The following is a 19475-nucleotide window of genomic DNA, read 5'->3' as shown; positions in this document are numbered from 1 at the left end:
GGCATTAAGATATATGAATAATTGCAATGCACGAACGGGGGTTTTGATGATTGTATAACAACAGTTGCCTAATTAGTTGTTCTAATTCAACTCATTCAAAGCCCCCGCCCGCTCGTTATGCCAAAATAGCCGGTAGCAGCCTGCTACTTTTACTTATCACAAAACATCAAACCAAAATGAAAACAAAATTTACCACCGTGCTATGCCTGCTGATAGCGGCTATTGCAACAACAACACAATCATGCAAAAAGGATGGCGCAGGGCCCGGCGGCGCTATTGAAAACTCCCTGGTTAAAGATATGGTAATCACCTATACAAACAGCCTGGATAATGCCCACTTCGATTACGACGACCAACAACGCGACAAAAGCTGGGCATACTCCGAGCTTAAAATAGAAAAATCGTTCGGCGGGCCACAGTACACATCCAGCATGCAGATAGACGCCCAGGGGCGCGTAACGCAGGTAGACACCAAAGGCCTTAACGGGGTGGGAAACGACTACCGCTTATTGTATTCTTATGATGACCAGGGCCGTGTTAAATCTATTTTGACTAAATCAAAATTCACCACTACTAACTATCGAGACGAAAGCCAGACCGATTTTATTTATGATGCGGACAATAACCTGAGCAAAATAAAACGCGGCTACATGCAGTATAATTACTACACGGTTACCACTTTTAGCGACTTTAAAGCTGAGTTTAAAAACTCGTTAAGCACCAAAAATTTCGGCTTTAACCATTTTGGCACAGCATCTTACCCTTCGTTTTTTATGGATGCAGGCGGCAGCGGCCACAGCGGCGCTACCTTTTATATGTTTGGCGGTAACCTGATGCCCGGCAAATACACCACCCGCGATTACCTTAAAAGCGACGACTCGCCAAAAACGGTTGAGCAAACTCTTTATACGTACAATTATCAAAAAGATAGCAATGGGCGCATAACCCGTATCGAAGCCAATTACTTCCAGGGACAAAAGGAAACTTACGCTATCAGTTACTATTGATGAAAATTTTCCCATAAAGAAAGCCATTCTAAATATTTAGAAGGGCTTTCGCTTTACTTTAATTTCTACTTTTTAGACCTGCCCTGCTCAATAAAGGCTTTAATTTCATTTACGTCGTTTTTGCTGAAGCCATGTACTTCCACCTTGTTACCGCTATGGTAAAAACGGATGGTAGAATAGCCGATAAGTGGTGTATCTATCTCCACTGCCGAAATGCTGTCATAAGCGATGGTGGTGGTATCGCCGCTAAACAGGCCGGGGATCTTTATAGTGATACCGTTCTCTTCGGTCATTATCTCTGCCGGAAACATTTTATTCCCTTCCGACAGGCGCGATGCTACGTATTTCATATGTTATGGTATTTTAAGTTTTATATAATACGGTGCAATATAGGTTATTAGTATGTATAGCATAGCGCGGTACCACAAAGTAACCTTTAGGTTAGCCTAACTATACTTAAAGCTGACACACTTTATTTTATTTTTTAGCTTATTTGCACTTATGGAAATTGGCATCAGCACTTTTGGAGAAGTTAACCCCGCAGGCACTGCGGGTAACGACCGCTCGGCATACGAACGGGTACAGCAATTGTTGGACGAAGTAAAACTGGCCGATGAGGTTGGCCTGGATATTTTTGCCTTTGGCGAACACCACCGGCCCGATTTTGTGATTTCATCGCCCGAAATTTTTATCGCAGCAGCAGGCGCTATTACCAAAAATATCCGCCTATCCAGCTCGGTAACGGTTTTAAGTTCTACCGACCCTGTGCGCACATTCCAAAACTTTGCCACTGCCGACCTCATATCCGGCGGCCGGGCCGAGATGATAGCAGGCCGTGGCTCGTTCATCGAATCCTTCCCGCTGTTTGGTTACGACCTTGACGATTATGACGAACTGTTTGAAGAAAAGCTTGACCTGCTGATGCAGATAAACAAAACCGTAAACCTTACCTGGAAGGGCAAGTTCCGTGCGCCTATAAATAACCAAGGCATTTACCCCAGGCCATTGCAGGAGCAACTGCCCATATGGATAGGCGTTGGCGGTACACCAGCATCTGCCATGCGCGCGGGCAGGCTTGGCTCACCATTGATGATAGCTATACTGGGAAGCGCCCCAAAACATTTTGTACCGTTTGTTGAATTGTACCGCGAGACGGCAGAGAAGGCCGGGCATGATGTTAGCAAATTACAGGTGGGTATCTCGTCCCAATTTTTGGCTGCCGATACCGCACAAGAAGCTAAGGATGCTTTTTATCCGTCGTACGAAGCATTAATGAACCGGGTTGGCCGCGACAGGGGCTGGTCGCCCATGAGTACAGACCAGTTTGAGTACCTGCGTACTGATGGCCCGCTGATTGTGGGCGATGCGCAGGAAGCTATAGATAAAATAATGGCACAGTACGAGTTATTTGGCAATACCCGTTTTTTGGCACAGTTGGTTACCGGCCACACCCCGCACCATAAAATACTAAAAGCAATAGAATTGCTGGGTACCAAAGTAGCGCCCGTGGTACGGAAAGAAATTAACGATTAGCACCGGATATAAAATGCTTAAAGGCAAGGCTATCCCCTTTAAACACGTCAAAATCTACTGTGTGGCCTATGCCGTTCACATGGCCGGTTTCGGAGTGTTGCCAAAATTTCCAATTGGTGCGTACGCTTACGTTTAACTTATCCTGGTTGTAGTGCGCAATCCACAACGGGTAATCATCAAAATAACCGGCAAGGTAATCGCGGTAAAAGCTGATGCCGGTATAAATGATGGGCACTTCGCCGGTTTTATTTTCTACGTAGAGAAGAAAATCGCGCAATTCTTTACGCATGGCGGCGGGCGTTTTACCATCAAGGCGTTCCACATCGGCTACGGGCGGCAGGCCACCGCTTTCAATAGATGAATTTTGTACAAAAAACCTCCCCTGCCACAAACCACTTTTTTTAGGGCGAAAGAAATGGTAAGCACCGCACGGAATTCCTGCTTTTTTTGCTTCGCGCCAATTACGTTTAAAGTAGGGGTCTACAGTAAGCAGGCCCTCGGTAGCTTTAATGAATGCAAAGCGGACGCGTACACCGTCTTCTTCCATGGCAACCACTTTCGGCCAGTTTATTTTGCCCTGTGCATATGATACATCAATACCATGGATCTCATAATTAGAAGGAATTTTGATACCAAAACTTTTGTAGGTGCGATAATTTGAATCCTGGCCTATATCCCTGATCCATCGCCAGGTATATGATGCCGTTTTAATAATGTAGGGGTAATAAAATGGAGACAGCAACACCAACATAGCAAGCGAAATCAGGTAATATTTTAAGCGTAAAGGCGCTTTGGCTTTTTTCTTCCTACTGATGGTTTTCCTTTTAACAGGCGGGGCAGTTTTCTTTCTAACAGGCACGTGCAAAAGTAATTAATTTGGCAGCCCGGCAAGAGGCTGATATAAAGATTTCCGGTTAGTAATTAACCGTATGATGCTTAAACATTGCAGACTCCGAAATACGCCCTTTAAGATTGCCAGATGAAGATATCGCTAAAGGAATAGAAAATATACTTCAAGAATTTCGGCAAAAAAGATATATTTTTATCAAAACCTCTCACCATGCTTATAGTTTTCGGAACACGCTTTTGCGGTAAAGTGGCCAGTGTTAATAATCAATGGGTCGAGTCGAAGTTTTTCTCAATTATGTTCGTACCTATATTCCCAGTTAGTTCAATGTTTGTAACCGGTTCTGAATTTAGGAGCCGCAGTGGTTTTCAAATCGCAGTAAATTCTAAAAGTGTAAAAGCCGTTTACGGCAGGTTGCTTACTATGGGGTTTGCCGCCTGGTTTTTGTTTATTGCCTATGTTGGTTTTATGGATTATGGCGATAGCCATTTAACAAACGCAATTATATTTTTGTTATTAGGTGTTATAAGCAGTGCGCTTTGTGTTTATTTTTATTTTTATTACGGAAAAGCTACTACCACAGACATTGTATTACGAAACAAAATTGGGCAGCTTATAGGTTACTTCGCGCTACCTCATTGGTTAGATTACGCTGAACTGAAAAACATGTTAGGCTCTCTTGAATTGCAATATAAACAAAAATATCCCAACAATAATTGGAAAACTGATTTGCTTGGTAATACTATTGAACCCGATAAACACAAATTGCTCTTTGGCTTGGCTCTATTCAATTGCATGGTGTATGACCTACCCGAAAATGACGAATTATATGCTAAAGCAGATCAACTCTATATATTATAATTGAGATGAAATTAAATTGCCAAAAGCTTATTAATTTCAAAATATAAATTCTTATTCCGGAAAGTCGCGGATACTACCGTTAAAGCGCTGACGAATTACCAGATGAGATACCGCCCGAGGACGGGGACAAGATCATTTAAAAACCCTAAATCGACCCTTTAAGATGATAAGCCTCTATCTTATCGGCCAGCAGATGCAATATATTCTCGTTAACGTGGCCTGGGTTTTGGCAGATCTGTAAAAGATGTTGTGCATCCGGCTCAAAACTGGCTATAAATACACCATTTTCAAACACGCGGTACTTGCAACGCCCGTCGTCATGATGCGGGTACTCCCCTATCTCAAACTGATAGGTTTTGGCATCTTTTGTAACTGCTACTTGATAACTTTCCATTGGTTTATAACGATTCAAAATTTCAAATGTTTATTATAAATGAGGTTCGCTTTTGAACACGTGCTTCTTGTTTCACCTTATTTAGATGAACCGCAAATTGCGAGGTTAACAAAAGTGATCAGTCTGAAACATAAAGCGCCATTTACTTTACTATAATCTTACTTCTTTTAAAAATCACCGCCCATTTTTCTAAAAACAATGGCGAGAGTGTGGCTTCCTTAACAGCAACGAGATTTATAAACAGGGCAGATTTACCCTGAATTACATAATACAATTGCGACTCGGGCTTGGCGCTATTTATAAAAGAAGAAGCCTGAAGCTTGAACATGATCCAGTTGTACTCGTTCGTTTGGCTTTGCTCAATTACCATTAGCTTAGCATCCTTAGCACGTTTTTGCATTTGGGCAAGAAATACAGGAGGGATTTGAGCAAGCGGCCTCTTGGCGTTTTTCAGTACCAACATAGTACCAAGTATGGACCAGTTTTGGAAGGTTTGGTTACCGGGGATTATCTCAACCATTTGTTGCGTGGCACCCTGCTGGTTAGAGCCCATCTTCCATTGATACTCGGTTGGCCAAAAAATCTTTAGAACTTCTTGTTTCGGCTGGGCTTGAAGACCCATTGCCGCCATACACAGTGTAATAAATAATGTTATTCTCTTCGTCCTGATCATATTATGAGTCATTTAAAGCAACTTACATTATATAACCAACATCTGGCCCTGCGGTTTGGCTTATGTGATAAGTTAACTGCAAATACTAAGCATAAACGTTCTAAAACAAAGAAGCTCTTTTAAGATTTTTGCGAATCGACAACCAGCCAAATCAATCATTGGTTGGTGTTAAACTTCTCCAAACCTCATAACATTTCATATAAGTAAATAAATGTTACTTATTATAAAAACATTTAACTACTAATGTGTTTATAATTTATCTCCATTGCATTATGGGGGTTAACTAAATCATAAACTCAAACAACAAAAATGGCACATTTAGAAGTAGAACCAAAAAAATCAACCCCGTGGATCTGGATCCTTTTAGGGCTGGTTGTGTTAGCTGTCTTATTTTTCCTATTAAAGGGATGCGGCAACGGCACAGCAAACAAAGTAGCAACCGATTCGACCACCGCAGTTACAGACACCTCGGCAGGCAATGCTGTGGCGGCTACTCAATCCGATTGGAGCAAAGTAGATTTCAACGCCCCTGAAACTCCGGATGCGGATATTACCGATAAGGACGTTAGCGTGCGTGGAAATGACCAATACACAATTTACAGCCTTGGCGAAAACATCTTATTTGCTACCGATAAAAATACACTGCAAGGGAGCGCTGATGCTAAATTGATGCAAGTTACAGCATCGTTAAAAAAACGTTTTGAAGGTGCAGTAATAGGCGTTTATGGCAGTACCGATGCAACAGGCGATGCAGCACATAACAAACAATTAGGTGCCGACCGCGCAAACGCGGTTAAAGACTGGCTTGTTAAAAATGGCATCAGTACCGATAAAATCTCTGTACAATCGCTTGGCGAAACCGAACCGGTAGCTACCAACGATACAAAAACAGGCAGGCAGCAAAACAGGAATGTATCAATTGTAGCGTTCCCCGCTAAATAATTAACCACATTTAAAAATACTATTATGGCATTTGAAGAAGAAAATAAATACAACCACCTGGAAGATCTTAATGGAAGTGATTACCAGATAGTGGACGGCGAACCGGATATTACCGGCTGGAACGTAATTGACCGCCAGGGCCGCAAAATTGGAGAAGTTGACGACGTGCTGTTCGATCCAAAAACACGCGATGTGCGTTACATGATCATCGATCTGGCCGAAAACGAGTTAGACATTGAGGAAGAGAAAAAAGTATTGGTACCTATAGGCATTGCCGAACTGCGCAACCAATATAATGAAGACAACACTGAAATCGATACGATTACAGAAGTTAACCGCACTGGCGAGGAAACCGACGATGATGAAGACACTTTTGATAACGAAGTGGTTTACCTGCCTTCGGTAACTGCCGGGCAATTACTTGCTTTGCAGGGATACGAAAAAGGCAATCTATCGCCGGATAAGGAGACTGCGATAAGGAATGTTTTCGAACCAACCACCACTGATGCTATTGTGGTGTACCAGGCAGATACCTTTTATACGCACGAACATTTCAATAACAAGATCTATCCAAGGAATGATTCTCAGGTTTCTGACGAATTAGGCCGCTCGGATTTTGATAGCGATACAGATGCCGAAAGCAGCGATCGCAACAAGTCAACATTCTAATCTGATCTTATAATGAGGGCCGGCCGATTGAATTTTGCCGGCCCTTTTTATGCCTATTATTTCAAACAACCAATATTATAAAAATGAAAAAAACACACTTATTATCTTTTGTATCGGCCGCCGCATTGATCGCAGCTATACAATTCACATCATGTAAAAGCAAACAGAGTAACGAAGGTGCCGACACGGCAACTGTAAAAATGGACACCCCTGCAACTACAGCCCCGGTAACCATGGCAACCGACGACCAGTTAGCTACAGGCGTTAAAGACGCGACCAAAGATTTCCCCGGTGTTACCGCAACGGTAGATAAAGGAGAGATTACCTTGACAGGTAATATTACACGCGATAAATTACCCACGTTAATGATGGCGTTAAACTCGTTGCACCCAAAAAAAATCAACAATAATTTAACCATAAACAAATAACTATGGCACTACAGGAAAAATATGCGGAACTTATACAAGCCGCAAAAAATGCGGGCGTAACAGACTTGCAAGTTCGTGAGCAGGACAGTGTGCTTTACATTGACGGTAAAACCGGCAATGGCGCTGTGAAAGATTCGTTATGGGATGTTTACAACAAAATAGATCCGGACTTTCGCGCCGGCGACCTTATCCTGAACATTGATGCATCTGCAGCAGCAGGCAGCCAGGCCAGGGTAACTACAGAATCTTCCAACTTAAATATCAGAAAAGGCCCGGGCACCGACCAGCCAATTGTTGGTAAAGCGGCGCATAACTCAACAGTAACGGTAGTAAGCCGTGCCAATGAACAATGGAGCCTGGTACGTACCGATAAGGGAGAAGAAGGGTACGCTTACACGCAGTATTTAACTCAACTATAACTAAAAAAACATAACATGTTCGATCAAATATTAGACCTTGTAAAAAGCCACCTGGGCGGCAATCCTCAGGTTGCAGAACAAATCCCTGCCGATAAAGCAGACGAAGTACACCGCGAAGTTGCAACCCATATTGACAGCGGCATCAAAGAGCAGGCTTCTCAGGGCGGCATCGGCGATATGTTATCATCCTTGGCCGGAGGGCTTAGCTCGGGCAGCCCAATTACCAGCGCAATTGAAGGCGGCTTGGTTGGTAGCTTAGGTAGTAAGTTTGGTTTGCCACCCGCGGTAACCGGCGCCATTGCTGCTGCATTGCCGGGGCTTTTGCAAAAGTTTGCCCACAAAGCCAACGATCCTAACGACAGCAGCATTACCGCTGATAGTATCACTAAAAGCATTTCGGGTGGCGGCTTAGGAAGCTTATTTGGGAATTAAGCTGAGTATTTGATAAATATGCCCGCTAACATTATTAGCGGGCATATTTATTAGCTGACTAAATAGTAACAACGCCCCTCTAATGACTATTGAGGGGCGTTGTTTTAAATTTCAGATAGAAATTACACTTACCTTTCTATTTATTGACGCGAAATACTGCCGGTGTAACTGCCTGTAACGGGGCCACGGCTGGTTGTAGCGTCAACTGTAATCTTATAACTGTCGCCGTCTTTTACAACGTCGATCTTTCCGCCGGTAAGCACATGCGCATCAGCTATGCCAAGATTTACATTACCGCCTGCAAAATTTGTTGCCGGACTATAGGTAGGGTCGGCATTCTCTTTAAAGGTAAAGCTACCTTCGGGGATAGTTTCGCCGGTTTTGTAAAAGAAAAGCTGGATCCACTGGCTGGTTTCGCTACCTTCCAAAACGAGGCTTAACGTATTAGCACCAGCAATATTTTGTACGGTGTAATTGCTGCTGGCAATTTTTTCTTCTTTACCCTGGTAAACGTACTTGTTGTTACCGCTTGCCCCGGGGGTGTCACTGTTGTCTTTTTTGCAACCTGCAGCAAATACGGTAAGCATTACAAGCAGGTAAAGGGATGTTTTTAAAGTTTTCATGGCTTTTGTTTTATTACGTTAATTGTTTAATGAAATAAATATAGGAGCGTACCACTTCCCTTTTTTTAACATTGAGTGAGCAGCTACTTACAATGAGCGAACGTCCTTTTAGCGTCTATTTGACGGCAAGCCGTTTTCGAAATTAAATTTGATAATCAGTTTATCCGGCAGTCATTTCTAAACAGAAAGGGATTTACCAATTCCTATATCCAGAATTCCTCCAACATCTTTCCTTAACTCGCCAAAAAGTTTCTTAATGGCGTTATACAAACTGGTGCGGCAGGCTGCAAAATTCTCAACGAACTTATTGAGTAACCAGTTGCCACCAAACATGCGTTTTCATAATTTACTGCATACCCAATATGTGGTAAACGCGGTTACCGAAATTGGCTTTAATTGCAAACTAAATGACCGCGATATGGCTGTAGTGCAAACCGCTGCATGGTTTCATGACTCGGGTTATTGCTATGCATATTTGGGACACGAGGATAACAGTATCGGCATTGCCGCAACCTTTTTAAAGCATGAAGATGCCGAAGGTAGTTTCACCGATGAAGTTGTAGCTTGTATCACAGCTACCAAAATGCCGCAGTCGCCGCAAAACTTGTTACAGCAAATTATGTGCGATGCAGATATGTTTCACCTGGCAGATGATGATTACCCGGCTTATGCATCCCGCTTACGCACCGAATGGGAACTTGTTTTAAGCCAGCGATACAGCGACGAGCAATGGCGACAAACAAACTTAAACATGCTGATACAGCATAAGTATTTCACCGATTACGGAAAAACCACATTACAACAACATAAGCTTGCCAATATTGATAAGTTACTGCGCTAATACTGTTGCCATTGGCATGGCATTTCTCCAATTTTAAGTGTTAATTTTATAGGGTGAAGATTTTAATAGTAGAAGACGAGGCCGGGCTGCGCGACAGCATCGAGTCCTATTTTACAGGCAGCGACAGCATCTGCGAAACAGCGGGCGACTTTACAACGGCCCTGGCTAAGGTAAGCGTTTACCGCTACGATTGTGTGATACTTGACCTTACCCTGCCACAAGGTACCGGGCTGGATATCGTTAAACACTTAAAAGAGAACGGGCATAACGATGGGGTGCTTATCATATCTGCCAAAAACTCATTAGACGACCGCCTAACCGGGCTCGATCTGGGTGCCGATGATTATCTGACCAAACCCTTTCACCTTTCCGAACTAAGGTCGCGGGTTACAGCTATTGTAAGGCGGCGTACATTCAACGGCAGTAGTATTCTTAAGTTTAACGAGATCAATATCGATCTGGACGCAAAAACTGTAAAGGTAAATGACGCAATTGTAAAATTTACCCGAAAGGAGTATTCGCTTTTGCTTTACTTCATAGCCAACAAGGGCAAAGTGGTATCGAAGAGCGCCATTGCAGAGCACCTTTGGGGCGATAGCATCGATATTGCCGATAACTTCGATTTCATATACTCTCACATCAAAAACATCCGCAAAAAACTGGTTGAAGCCGGCGCGAACGACTACATACAGGCCGCCTACGGTATGGGTTATAAATTTACCGATGCATGAAGTTATTTGACAAATACAACCGCGTTAATATCGGCGTAACCATCATAATAATGCTGGTTACAGGTATAGTTTATTACTACACTATCAGCCATATTTTAACCGGTCAAATTGATAAGGACCTTGTTCTTGAAGAAAATGAGGTATTTAGCTACGTAAACAAAAACCATCGCCTGCCCGATGTTTACGAAAGCAACCATCAGCAAATAGTTTTTGCCCCGCTTAAGCAGCAAAAGGCGCAGCGCCGTTTTTTAGATACTGTTTACCGCGACGATGATGAAAAAGACATGGAGGCCGCACGTGCGCTCATCAGTTCGGTAACGGTGTCGGGACAAAATTACAGGATAATAGTGACCCAGTCGAAGGTAGAAACGGAGGACCTGATCCAGATCATCTTTCTGATTACAATCGGTGTAATAGTTGCCCTGCTGGCTATTTTGATAATCCTAAACCGGGTAATCTTAAAAAGCATCTGGAAACCCTTTTATAAAGTACTATTCCAGTTAAAAGAATTTAGCCTGGCAAGCCACCCAACGGTTAGCAGCACTCCCTCTACTATAGATGAGTTTACCGAACTGAACCAGGCCGTTATCAACATGGCCGACCGGGTGAAGAGCGATTATCAAAACCTAAAAGTGTTCACCGAAAATGCCTCGCACGAGTTGATGACACCCATCTCTATCATCAACTCAAAACTGGATACCCTGGTGCAAACAGATGAGTTTACCGATAAGCAAAGCAAACTACTGAATGATATTTATGGCACGGTAACCCGTTTAACACGACTGAACAAATCCATGTTATTACTAGCCAAAATAGAGAACGGGCTTATAAAGGATAATACCGATGTAAATGTTAAATTGATACTGGAAGAATGCATTTATCAGCACGAGGAGATGATCCATCAACTGGGCATCAACCTAAAAACAACCTTGGGTGAAAAACAATTACTGGCCAATAAATCGCTCATCGAGATCTTATTAAACAACCTGCTAAGTAACGCTATCAGGCATAATTACCAAAACGGGGAATTATCTATTGAACTGGATGCAGAAAAGCTTACCATCACAAATACCGGTAAAGGCTCTTTTGATTTTGATAAGGTGTTGAAACGCTTCTATAAATCTGACGGGTCAGAAGGTATCGGCCTTGGTTTAACCCTTTGTAAACAAATCTGCGACAATTACGGCTTTACTTTTCGGTATATACAAGAGGGTAAATTACACTCGTTCTCTGTAATATTTTAATTATCCTAAATCCCTACAGTTTTAGTCCAAATTAAGTACAGATTAGACAAATAGTTTAGTATAAAAACAACTAAACATGAAAATCATTAAAACAACAGCGGCTATTTTAATAGCAACAACTGTAGGCCTAACAGCTACAGCCCAAAAGATCAATTCAACCCATGTACCGGCAGCGGCAAAGGTAGCATTTGAAAAAGCTTACCCCGGCATTAAATCTGTTAAATGGGAAAAAGAAAAAGGCGATTTTGAAGCAGGCTTTAAACAAGGCAGCAAAGAAATGTCGGCAGTATTTAAGGCTGATGGCACGCAGGTAGAATCTGAAATGGAAATAAATGCAGCCACCCTGCCTGCTACCGTAATTGTATATGTAAAACAACATTACAAAGGCGCGGTTATAAAAGAGGCTGCAAAAATTACTAAAACAGCCACGGGCGAGGTAAACTACGAGGCCGAAGTAAAAGGCAAGGACCTACTTTTCGACAGTGCAGGCAAATTTATAAAAATAGCGCAAGATTAAATGACAAACCCCGGCCTTTCAGCGGGATATGGTGGCCGGGTCAAATGCTGCGGATATAAACATCCGCAGCATTTTCTTTATCCCACAAAATGTTTACAGATTTAATTAGCAGATTTACGATGGAAACTACATAATTTAATAGCCAATAGCCGTATCCTGGATGAAATATTTTATCAACCTGCTTCTGCTCCTATTACTCACCACAACCTGTTTTTCGCAAAGCAAAACTTTGGATGATTACCTGCAGCAGGCGGTAAAAAATAGTCCGCTAATTAAAGATCTTAACAACCAGATCCTATCGGCAAAATTAGATAGCGTGCGCATCCGTGCGGGGTTTAAGCCACAGGTTACCGCAAGCAGCGCGGGTTTATACGCACCTGTAATACGCGGGTACGGTTATTCATCTGCCATTTCCAACGGGCAATCATTAAACGGGTTGGTAACAGTAAGCAAAGCATTTATTGGCAAAGGATATTTGAACGCCCAGTTTGCAGGGCTTGGTATCCAAAACGATTCGTTACGGAACAGCATCCGGCTTTCTGAACAAGACCTTCGCCGAACCATCATCGGCCAATATATTACCGCTTACGGCAGCCTACAACAACAACGCTTTAACCAGGAAGTGGTTAGTCTGCTAAGCAAAGAAGAAGACTTGCTGAAACGCCTTACCCGCGGCAACGTTTACCGCCAAAGCGATTATCTTACCTTTTTGGTGACCTTAAAACAGGCGCAGTTGCAACTATCGCAAACCCGTTTGCAATATAAAACGGATTACGCCACGCTCAATTATTTATCCGGCGTAGCCGACACCACCATTTTTGAGATAGCTAAACCAGACCTGCAAAAAACAGTAAACGCGACCGACCGCAGCGCCAGCATCTTTTTCAAACAGTTTCAGTTGGATAGCATCAGGTTAAACAATAGCCGTAAACTCATCGATTACAGCTATCGCCCCAGGCTGAGCGTTTTTGCCGATGGTGGTTATAACTCTGATTTGACAGCGCAGTATTATAAAAACTTTGGCACCAGTGTAGGCTTTAGCGTGAGCATGCCTTTGTATGACGGCGGGCAACGCAAACTACTTTATAAAAAGCTAACCCTTGAGCAGGAAACCAGTCGCAGCTACAAGGCTTTTTTTAACAACCAATATACACAGCAAATAAACCAACTTAACCAGCAAATTGGCGAGTATGATAAACTGATAGCCGAGATAAATGACCAGTTCAAATACTCGGAAAGCCTGATAAAGGTAGATACCAAGCTGCTGCAAACCGGCGACCTTAAAATTGCCGACCTGATACTGGCTGTGAATAACTACCTCACTATAAAAAACCTGCTTACACAAAACACCATTAGCAGGCTGCAACTTATTAACCAACTTAACTACTGGAGCCGATAATATATGAACCGATATTACAAGCCACTTACTATAATATTTGCCTGTTTAATTATAACAGCGTTTTATTCCTGCGGTGGCACTACCCCTGCCGGCGAAGAAGCTGCTGTAGAATCGCAAACACCTGTAACAGTCACCACTATTGGCAACAGTGCCCTGGCAGATACCATTGAGTTGAACGCCACCTCATCGTTCCTACAAAAAAATTATGTGAGCGCCAATGCCATCGGTTATATTCAAAAGGTAAATGTGCAGCCGGGGCATTATGTAGAAAAAGGCCAGTTGATGTTCACCCTAAAAACCAAGGAGGCGCAAAGCATTGGCAATACCATTAACGTACTCGATACCACCTTTAAGTTCTCGGGCATTAACAACATCCGGGCATCGCGCAGTGGTTTTGTTACCCAACTACTGCACCAGGTTGGCGATTACGTGCAGGATGGCGAACAACTTGCCATCATCAGCGACCGTGAAAGCTTTGCCTTTGTGCTGCAGCTACCCTACGAGTTGAGGGGCGTTATCGCCAATAACCAAAACATGACCCTCACCCTGCCCGACGGTGAAAAACTGAACGGCCACATTGCCTCGTTGATGCCATCGGTAGATACACTTTCGCAAACGCAGGGCATCGTTATTAAAGTAAACAACAGCCACCCAATTCCCGAAAACCTCGTAGCTAAAGCGCTCATCATTAAAACAGCAAAAAGCAGTGCGCCATCTTTGCCAAAATCGGCAGTGTTATCAAACGAAACGCAAAACGAGTTTTGGGTAATGAAGCTGATAAATGATACAACCGCGGTAAAAACCCCTATAAAAAAAGGCATCGAATCGGGCGGGAAGATAGAGATCTTATCCCCCACATTTAACCCAACCGACCGTATAGCGGTAACCGGCAATTATGGTTTGGCTGATACGGCCAAAGTTAAAATTGTAAAATAATGGATAGCCTTAACAACTTTTTCATCAGCCACAAAAAGCCCATCAGCTTAATGCTATTCATTATACTGCTGGGCGGTGGGTTTGCCTATTCCAGGCTGCAAACCTCGCTATTCCCCGAAATTACTTTCCCCAAAATAAAGATCATTGCCGATGCTGGCCTGCAGCCGGTAAACAAAATGATGGTTACGGTTACCAAGCCGCTGGAGAATGCTATTAAACAAGTCCCCGATTTGCATTACGTACGCAGCATCACCAGCCGCGGCAGTTGCGAAATCTCGGCCTATATGAATTGGGATGCGGATATCGACCTGAGCCAACAACGCATAGAATCGCGCATAGCGCAAATAAAAAACCAGTTGCCACCCGAGGCAAATGTCACTGTAGAGAAGATGAACCCCTCTATCCTACCCGTAAGCGGATACACGCTGGAGAGCCATAACCTATCGCCTATTGAGTTGAAGCAACTTGCAACTTATACGGTAAAACCGTTCTTGTCACAAGTGGATGGCGTATCAGAGATCCGCGTGATAGGTGGAAAAACTAAAGAATATTGGCTGGTGCTGAACCGTCAAAAAATGAGCGCGCTGGGCTTAACACCCGATATGATCACCAATACGCTGGCGCAAACGGCGTTCATTAAATCCAACGGTTACTTGTCAGATTTTAAGATGCTGTACCTCACCGTTACCGATGCCAGCGTAAACACCAGCCAGCAATTGCAAAACCTGGTGGTTAACAACAATCGCAAAAGGGTTATCCAGCTAAAAGATGTTGCCGAGATCCAGATAAACCCTGGTATCGAATACACCAAAATAAACGCCAACGGGCACGAAGGTGTGCTGATAGCTGTCATCAAGCAACCCAATTCCAACCTGGTGGACCTGTCTGCCGCCATGACAAGCAAAGTGGCCGAGTTACAAAAAGTGCTGCCCAAAGGTGTATCTATAAAACCATATTACGTGCAGGCCGATTTTGTGAACGAATCTGTAAAAAGCGTAAGTGATAGCCTGTGGATAGGTTTAGCGCTGGCTATTATTGTGGCTATTATTTTTTTGCGGTCGTTAAAAGCAAGTGCTACAATTTTGATAACCATCCCGGTTACATTAGGGCTTACGCTGATAATTTTATATGCTGTAGGCTACACCCTCAACATCATGACGCTGGGGGCCATTGCAGCTGCCATAGGTTTAATAATTGATGATGCCATTGTGGTGGTTGAGCAGATCCACCGAACGCATGAGGAGCACCCGGAAGAACAAACCGTAACGCTGTTGCAAAAGGCTATTAATTATTTATTCCCGGCCATGGTGGGCTCATCGGTGAGTACCATTGTGATATTCATTCCTTTTTTATTGATGACGGGTGTTGCAGGCGCTTACTTTAAAGTAATGACCGACACCATGATCATTACCCTCGTATCGTCCTTTTTTGTAACCTGGATAGGCCTGCCTGTTATTTACCTGCTGCTTACCAAAAACTCGGAAGCAAATACCCTTGGTAAAAAAGCAGAGGCACATGAAGTAAAAAGGCAACGCTGGGTATCATTTTTCATATTGCGCCCTGTTATGAGTATCATTATAATTGCGCTGCTCGTTGCTGTGATCATCATTATTCCCGGCAGGCTGGAAACAGGTTTTTTGCCCGATATGGACGAAGGGAGCATTGTACTTGACTACACCTCCCCTCCCGGAACCTCCCTCGAAGAAACCGACCGCATGCTGCGCGAGATAGAAAAAATAATTATCAAGGAACCCGATGTTGCCGCATACTCGCGCCGTACAGGTACGCAAATGGGTTTCTTCATCACCGAACCAAACACGGGCGATTACCTTATTCAACTTAAAAAAGGGCACAGTAAAACATCCGAAGAAGTCATCAGCGACCTGCGCACCCATATAGAAGCAACACAGCCAGCCCTCCGGGTTGATTTTGGGCAGGTAATTGGCGATATGCTAGGCGACCTGATGACATCTACCCAGCCCATAGAAATAAAGGTTTTTGGGGACAACCAGACAAAACTACAGGCATTATCTAAACAAGTAGCCGCCATTGTAACGAATGTTAAAGGCACTGCCGATGTATTCGACGGTATTATTATCGCCGGCCCATCGGTGGATATTGTTCCCGATTACGCAAAGCTGGCGCAATACAACCTCACGCCTGCTGCTTTACAAACACAGGTACAATCGGCATTAGAGGGGAACGTAATTGGCAACCTGTTTGAGCGCGAACAGCAATCGCCTATTCGAATGGTTTACCCCGGCAACCGTATGCAGGATGTGGCAGGTATAAAACGCCTTAACCTATTTTTACCCGATGGCAGGTTAATCCCCATTACCCAGTTAGCCAATGTCAACTTACGTGAAGGTGACGCCGAGGTAGAGCGTGAGAACCTGCAGGCCATGGGCGTTATTAGTGCCCGTTTAGAGAACAGCGACCTGGGCAGCGTTATACCCGCTATACAAAAAGGCATTGCAGAAAAAGTAAACCTGCCAGCCGGCTACCATGTAGAATACGGCGGCGCTTATGCCGAGCAGCAACAAAGCTTTAAGGAATTATTAATGATCCTGATTACCGCCAGCCTGTTAGTATTTGGGGTGATATTGTTTCTGTTCAAGCAATTCAGGATAGCGTTACTGATACTGGTGGTGGCGGTTTTGGGGATCGGCGGCAGCTTGCTTGCCTTGTTCCTGACCAATACACCGCTTAACGTAGGCAGCTACACCGGGCTTATCATGATAGTGGGGATAATTGGCGAGAATGCCATTTTTACCTTTTGGCAATTTCGCGAAAGCGCAAAAGACAGCAGTATTGATGACGCCATTGTGTACTCCATATCAACCCGCCTTCGCCCAAAGCTAATGACGGCACTGGGGGCTATTATAGCGCTAATGCCATTGGCGTTGGGCATAGGTGCCGGGGCCCAATTGCACCAGCCATTAGCCATAGCCGTAATAGGTGGTTTTTTAGCTGCATTGCCGTTATTGCTAATTGTGCTGCCAAGCATGCTTCGGGTATTTTACCGCGATCATGTATTCGCCAAAAAATAAAGGTAAATGGTTTTTTAAAACTGCATGGCAAAATTTAACCCCACTATACCTTCGCTATACGATGGCATTACAATTGAGGTTGTTTTGGGTTGTTTCTTCAACTCGGCAGGCACATCGCGGTTATCTTCTTTCTCTCGGCCTGCCTTAAATATTCGGTTACGGATATATGGGTAAAGCAAATAAGCTGCTTTTGCAGATAAGATACCAATCCCTGCTCCTGCCACAACATCGCTAAACCAATGGTCGCGGTTATACATACGTAAAATACCTGTAGCTGTGGCAAAACCATAGCCTAAGGCGCTATACCCTATAGATTTATCTCCAAGCTCCTGCGCCATAAATTCGGCGCCCAAAAATGCATTGGCTGTATGGCCGGACGGGAAAGAATAATAGTCAGAGCCATCCGGGCGAAGCCTATGGGTAACTTTTTTTAGGCCAAACGTAGTCAGGCCCATCATCCCCTCGGCCATTACAAAAATAAGTGTGCGGTCTACAAAAGTATTTTTACCGTGGATACCTGCCAGGTTCAAGGCATAAACCAAAGCCACCGGTGTAAATTGGAAATAGTTTTCGGGGTGGTGCTTAAAATTGGGGGCATCCTCTTTAATATCGTTATTGATACTTACGTCCAATCTCCTTACCGGCTTAAAATAGAAATTGCTTGAACCGTAAACGATCAAAGCGATTGGTGGTGCTAATGCCCATGCTTTACTGCGCAGATGTTTAACTGTATCTGGCGCGGTAAAAAGGTCTCTTTTTAGCGTATCCACTATGTTTACTTTCTTAGTGGTATCGGTTGGTGTTTGCTGGGCAAGAGCATTAAAGCCAACAATGCAGCAAAGCAACAGGGTTGTTATTCTTTTCAAAGGGCGGGGTATTAAAATTCTTAACTATTTACCTATCTCAATTACATGGAAAGTGCCTGCTACCATGTGCGGCCTTGGGTGAGCATTCTCTGCCGTTGGTGGGGTAGCTTCCATTTGCGCGGCAGGCAAAAACAAGTGATGGGTAACGGTATCTATGCCTATAGTACGCGCGCTTTTTTCAGTTACAATATTCTCTACAAACACAAATTTCTTGGCGTTAACCTCTTTAACAACCGACATGTTGCCATCACCGTTTGATGCATAAGCCATTTGGAGTTCCGGGTCGAAAGCTACACCATCGCAATCGCCAATTTTAAATTTAGCAAGGTTTTTACCGTTGGCGGCATCCATAATAACCATAGTAGCGTTACCACCACAACCGATAAATAAGCGATTGGTAATTCTGTCGATAGCCAAACCAGATGGTTCATCACCTTCATTTATTTTATATCGGGCTACAACTTTATACGTATTAGCGTTAATAACTACCACCTCATTCGTAGTTTCCGAATTAACAAAGATTTTACCCTTTCCGTCGGAGACACCTGTTTCCGGCTTGCCGCCAAGCGGGATAGTTGCCACCACTTTATCAGTAGCCGGGTCTATTACCGATGCATCGCTGCTACGGCCGTTAAACGCGTAAACTTTTTTAGAAAAATCATCATAAAATATCGCGTCTGGATTGGTGCCTACCGCTATCTTGCCCAGCTCTGCATTGGTTTTCAGATCGAATATAGTACAGCTATTATCGCGGCCATTGCTTGTATAACCTTTTCCTAGTGCTTTTACCAATGCAATACCATGCACACCGTTTGTGTTTAAAATGACCCCAACCGAATCGCCGGTGGCAGTACTCAAAATATTAACCTGCGTACCATGTGATACGTAGATCTTTTTCTCGGCGGCATCAACCATAACGTAATCCCAACCGCCACTGCTTTTTATACTATGGTTTTTCAGGATTTGCATCCCGGTTTTAGTTTGGGCGCTAACGGCTGATGAAAAAATCACCATTATGATGACCATAGAATTTGTAATTTGACGGATATGCTGCATTATAACT

Annotated in this window: 22 protein-coding genes; 15 read left to right on the top strand and 7 right to left on the bottom strand. The window is 43.7% G+C overall.

Annotated elements, in window-relative coordinates:
* Positions 1-176 precede the first annotated feature (176 nt).
* Positions 177-1007 (top strand): hypothetical protein, encoded by an 831-nt coding sequence (locus tag ACVW0P_RS11285; protein WP_457132182.1) that lies wholly within the window; start codon positions 177-179, stop codon positions 1005-1007.
* Between the two features lie 65 nt (positions 1008-1072).
* On the opposite strand, the gene ACVW0P_RS11280 is transcribed toward ACVW0P_RS11285, so the two are convergent.
* The gene (locus tag ACVW0P_RS11280) at positions 1073-1357 is read right to left on the bottom strand and encodes a hypothetical protein (RefSeq protein WP_354431690.1); all 285 of its coding nucleotides are present in this window, start codon (positions 1355-1357) and stop codon (positions 1073-1075) included.
* Between the two features lie 151 nt (positions 1358-1508).
* On the opposite strand from ACVW0P_RS11280, the gene ACVW0P_RS11275 reads away from it, so the two are divergent.
* Entirely contained in the window at positions 1509-2540 is a 1032-nt protein-coding gene (locus ACVW0P_RS11275; RefSeq protein ID WP_457132181.1) for an LLM class flavin-dependent oxidoreductase, read from the top strand.
* Here the strand turns inward: ACVW0P_RS11275 and ACVW0P_RS11270 are convergent.
* On the bottom strand, positions 2530-3399 hold the full coding sequence (locus tag ACVW0P_RS11270) for a glycoside hydrolase family 25 protein (RefSeq protein WP_457132180.1): 870 nt from the start codon (positions 3397-3399) through the stop codon (positions 2530-2532). The genes ACVW0P_RS11275 and ACVW0P_RS11270 overlap by 11 nt on opposite strands.
* 201 nt (positions 3400-3600) lie before the next feature.
* On the opposite strand from ACVW0P_RS11270, the gene ACVW0P_RS11265 reads away from it, so the two are divergent.
* Complete coding sequence (locus ACVW0P_RS11265; protein ID WP_457132179.1) at positions 3601-4248, top strand: hypothetical protein; 648 nt, start codon at positions 3601-3603, stop codon at positions 4246-4248.
* A 145-nt stretch (positions 4249-4393) separates the two neighbouring features.
* On the opposite strand, the gene ACVW0P_RS11260 is transcribed toward ACVW0P_RS11265, so the two are convergent.
* Positions 4394-4642: a hypothetical protein gene (locus ACVW0P_RS11260; RefSeq protein WP_457132178.1), complete on the bottom strand. Its 249-nt coding sequence runs from the start codon at positions 4640-4642 to the stop codon at positions 4394-4396.
* A 142-nt stretch (positions 4643-4784) separates the two neighbouring features.
* The gene (locus tag ACVW0P_RS11255; RefSeq protein ID WP_457132177.1) at positions 4785-5327 is read right to left on the bottom strand and encodes a hypothetical protein; all 543 of its coding nucleotides are present in this window, start codon (positions 5325-5327) and stop codon (positions 4785-4787) included.
* Between the two features lie 297 nt (positions 5328-5624).
* Between ACVW0P_RS11255 and ACVW0P_RS11250 the strand changes: the two genes are divergently transcribed.
* The 5 genes from ACVW0P_RS11250 (at position 5625) to ACVW0P_RS11230 (ending at position 8205) form a co-directional block, all read left to right on the top strand.
* Complete coding sequence (locus ACVW0P_RS11250) at positions 5625-6257, top strand: OmpA family protein (protein WP_457132176.1); 633 nt, start codon at positions 5625-5627, stop codon at positions 6255-6257.
* Between the two features lie 24 nt (positions 6258-6281).
* Positions 6282-6926, top strand: coding sequence for a PRC-barrel domain-containing protein (locus ACVW0P_RS11245; protein ID WP_457132175.1), 645 nt, complete (start codon positions 6282-6284; stop codon positions 6924-6926).
* Positions 6927-7009: 83 nt separating this feature from the next.
* Complete coding sequence (locus ACVW0P_RS11240) at positions 7010-7354, top strand: hypothetical protein (RefSeq protein ID WP_457132174.1); 345 nt, start codon at positions 7010-7012, stop codon at positions 7352-7354.
* 2 nt (positions 7355-7356) lie between these two features.
* On the top strand, positions 7357-7773 hold the full coding sequence (locus tag ACVW0P_RS11235) for an SH3 domain-containing protein (RefSeq protein ID WP_457132173.1): 417 nt from the start codon (positions 7357-7359) through the stop codon (positions 7771-7773).
* Positions 7774-7788: 15 nt separating this feature from the next.
* Complete coding sequence (locus ACVW0P_RS11230; RefSeq protein ID WP_457132172.1) at positions 7789-8205, top strand: hypothetical protein; 417 nt, start codon at positions 7789-7791, stop codon at positions 8203-8205.
* Positions 8206-8345: 140 nt separating this feature from the next.
* On the opposite strand, the gene ACVW0P_RS11225 is transcribed toward ACVW0P_RS11230, so the two are convergent.
* On the bottom strand, positions 8346-8828 hold the full coding sequence (locus tag ACVW0P_RS11225; RefSeq protein WP_457132171.1) for a hypothetical protein: 483 nt from the start codon (positions 8826-8828) through the stop codon (positions 8346-8348).
* 256 nt (positions 8829-9084) lie between these two features.
* Here ACVW0P_RS11225 and ACVW0P_RS11220 point away from each other — a divergent pair, with 256 nt between their 5' ends.
* The 7 genes from ACVW0P_RS11220 (at position 9085) to ACVW0P_RS11190 (ending at position 17546) form a co-directional block, all read left to right on the top strand.
* A complete protein-coding gene (locus tag ACVW0P_RS11220) occupies positions 9085-9669 on the top strand; it encodes an HD domain-containing protein (RefSeq protein WP_457132170.1) in 585 nt (194 codons plus the stop codon).
* Between the two features lie 53 nt (positions 9670-9722).
* On the top strand, positions 9723-10400 hold the full coding sequence (locus ACVW0P_RS11215; RefSeq protein ID WP_457132169.1) for a response regulator transcription factor: 678 nt from the start codon (positions 9723-9725) through the stop codon (positions 10398-10400).
* Complete coding sequence (locus ACVW0P_RS11210; protein WP_457132168.1) at positions 10397-11644, top strand: sensor histidine kinase; 1248 nt, start codon at positions 10397-10399, stop codon at positions 11642-11644. The genes ACVW0P_RS11215 and ACVW0P_RS11210 overlap by 4 nt, the downstream gene beginning before the upstream one ends.
* Positions 11645-11720: 76 nt before the next feature.
* Positions 11721-12161: a PepSY-like domain-containing protein gene (locus tag ACVW0P_RS11205; RefSeq protein WP_457132167.1), complete on the top strand. Its 441-nt coding sequence runs from the start codon at positions 11721-11723 to the stop codon at positions 12159-12161.
* Positions 12162-12321: 160 nt separating this feature from the next.
* Positions 12322-13560 (top strand): TolC family protein, encoded by a 1239-nt coding sequence (locus ACVW0P_RS11200; RefSeq protein ID WP_457132166.1) that lies wholly within the window; start codon positions 12322-12324, stop codon positions 13558-13560.
* A 3-nt stretch (positions 13561-13563) separates the two neighbouring features.
* Positions 13564-14496 carry an efflux RND transporter periplasmic adaptor subunit gene (locus ACVW0P_RS11195; RefSeq protein ID WP_457132165.1) on the top strand — a complete coding sequence of 311 codons (933 nt, stop codon included), beginning with the start codon at positions 13564-13566 and terminating at the stop codon, positions 14494-14496.
* Positions 14496-17546, top strand: coding sequence for an efflux RND transporter permease subunit (locus ACVW0P_RS11190; protein ID WP_457132164.1), 3051 nt, complete (start codon positions 14496-14498; stop codon positions 17544-17546). The genes ACVW0P_RS11195 and ACVW0P_RS11190 overlap by 1 nt, the downstream gene beginning before the upstream one ends.
* 14 nt (positions 17547-17560) lie before the next feature.
* On the opposite strand, the gene ACVW0P_RS11185 is transcribed toward ACVW0P_RS11190, so the two are convergent.
* Both ACVW0P_RS11185 and ACVW0P_RS11180 read right to left on the bottom strand, forming a co-directional pair.
* On the bottom strand, positions 17561-18412 hold the full coding sequence (locus ACVW0P_RS11185; protein ID WP_457132163.1) for a phosphatase PAP2 family protein: 852 nt from the start codon (positions 18410-18412) through the stop codon (positions 17561-17563).
* 24 nt (positions 18413-18436) lie between these two features.
* Positions 18437-19468, bottom strand: coding sequence for a hypothetical protein (locus ACVW0P_RS11180; RefSeq protein ID WP_457132162.1), 1032 nt, complete (start codon positions 19466-19468; stop codon positions 18437-18439).
* Between the last annotated feature and the right edge of the window lie 7 nt (positions 19469-19475).

The organism is Mucilaginibacter sp. UYNi724, from assembly GCF_054057495.1.
This window is presented reverse-complemented; position numbering and strand designations above follow the sequence as displayed.

Coding starts and splice junctions, on each gene's coding strand:
- ACVW0P_RS11285 (WP_457132182.1), top strand. CDS start 177: ATGAAAACAAAATTTACCACCGTGCTATGCCTGCTGATAGCGGCTATT.
- ACVW0P_RS11280 (WP_354431690.1), bottom strand. CDS start 1,357: ATGAAATACGTAGCATCGCGCCTGTCGGAAGGGAATAAAATGTTTCCG.
- ACVW0P_RS11275 (WP_457132181.1), top strand. CDS start 1,509: ATGGAAATTGGCATCAGCACTTTTGGAGAAGTTAACCCCGCAGGCACT.
- ACVW0P_RS11265 (WP_457132179.1), top strand. CDS start 3,601: ATGCTTATAGTTTTCGGAACACGCTTTTGCGGTAAAGTGGCCAGTGTT.
- ACVW0P_RS11260 (WP_457132178.1), bottom strand. CDS start 4,642: ATGGAAAGTTATCAAGTAGCAGTTACAAAAGATGCCAAAACCTATCAG.
- ACVW0P_RS11255 (WP_457132177.1), bottom strand. CDS start 5,327: ATGACTCATAATATGATCAGGACGAAGAGAATAACATTATTTATTACA.
- ACVW0P_RS11250 (WP_457132176.1), top strand. CDS start 5,625: ATGGCACATTTAGAAGTAGAACCAAAAAAATCAACCCCGTGGATCTGG.
- ACVW0P_RS11245 (WP_457132175.1), top strand. CDS start 6,282: ATGGCATTTGAAGAAGAAAATAAATACAACCACCTGGAAGATCTTAAT.
- ACVW0P_RS11240 (WP_457132174.1), top strand. CDS start 7,010: ATGAAAAAAACACACTTATTATCTTTTGTATCGGCCGCCGCATTGATC.
- ACVW0P_RS11235 (WP_457132173.1), top strand. CDS start 7,357: ATGGCACTACAGGAAAAATATGCGGAACTTATACAAGCCGCAAAAAAT.
- ACVW0P_RS11230 (WP_457132172.1), top strand. CDS start 7,789: ATGTTCGATCAAATATTAGACCTTGTAAAAAGCCACCTGGGCGGCAAT.
- ACVW0P_RS11225 (WP_457132171.1), bottom strand. CDS start 8,828: ATGAAAACTTTAAAAACATCCCTTTACCTGCTTGTAATGCTTACCGTA.
- ACVW0P_RS11220 (WP_457132170.1), top strand. CDS start 9,085: ATGGCGTTATACAAACTGGTGCGGCAGGCTGCAAAATTCTCAACGAAC.
- ACVW0P_RS11210 (WP_457132168.1), top strand. CDS start 10,397: ATGAAGTTATTTGACAAATACAACCGCGTTAATATCGGCGTAACCATC.
- ACVW0P_RS11205 (WP_457132167.1), top strand. CDS start 11,721: ATGAAAATCATTAAAACAACAGCGGCTATTTTAATAGCAACAACTGTA.
- ACVW0P_RS11200 (WP_457132166.1), top strand. CDS start 12,322: ATGAAATATTTTATCAACCTGCTTCTGCTCCTATTACTCACCACAACC.
- ACVW0P_RS11195 (WP_457132165.1), top strand. CDS start 13,564: ATGAACCGATATTACAAGCCACTTACTATAATATTTGCCTGTTTAATT.
- ACVW0P_RS11190 (WP_457132164.1), top strand. CDS start 14,496: ATGGATAGCCTTAACAACTTTTTCATCAGCCACAAAAAGCCCATCAGC.
- ACVW0P_RS11180 (WP_457132162.1), bottom strand. CDS start 19,468: ATGCAGCATATCCGTCAAATTACAAATTCTATGGTCATCATAATGGTG.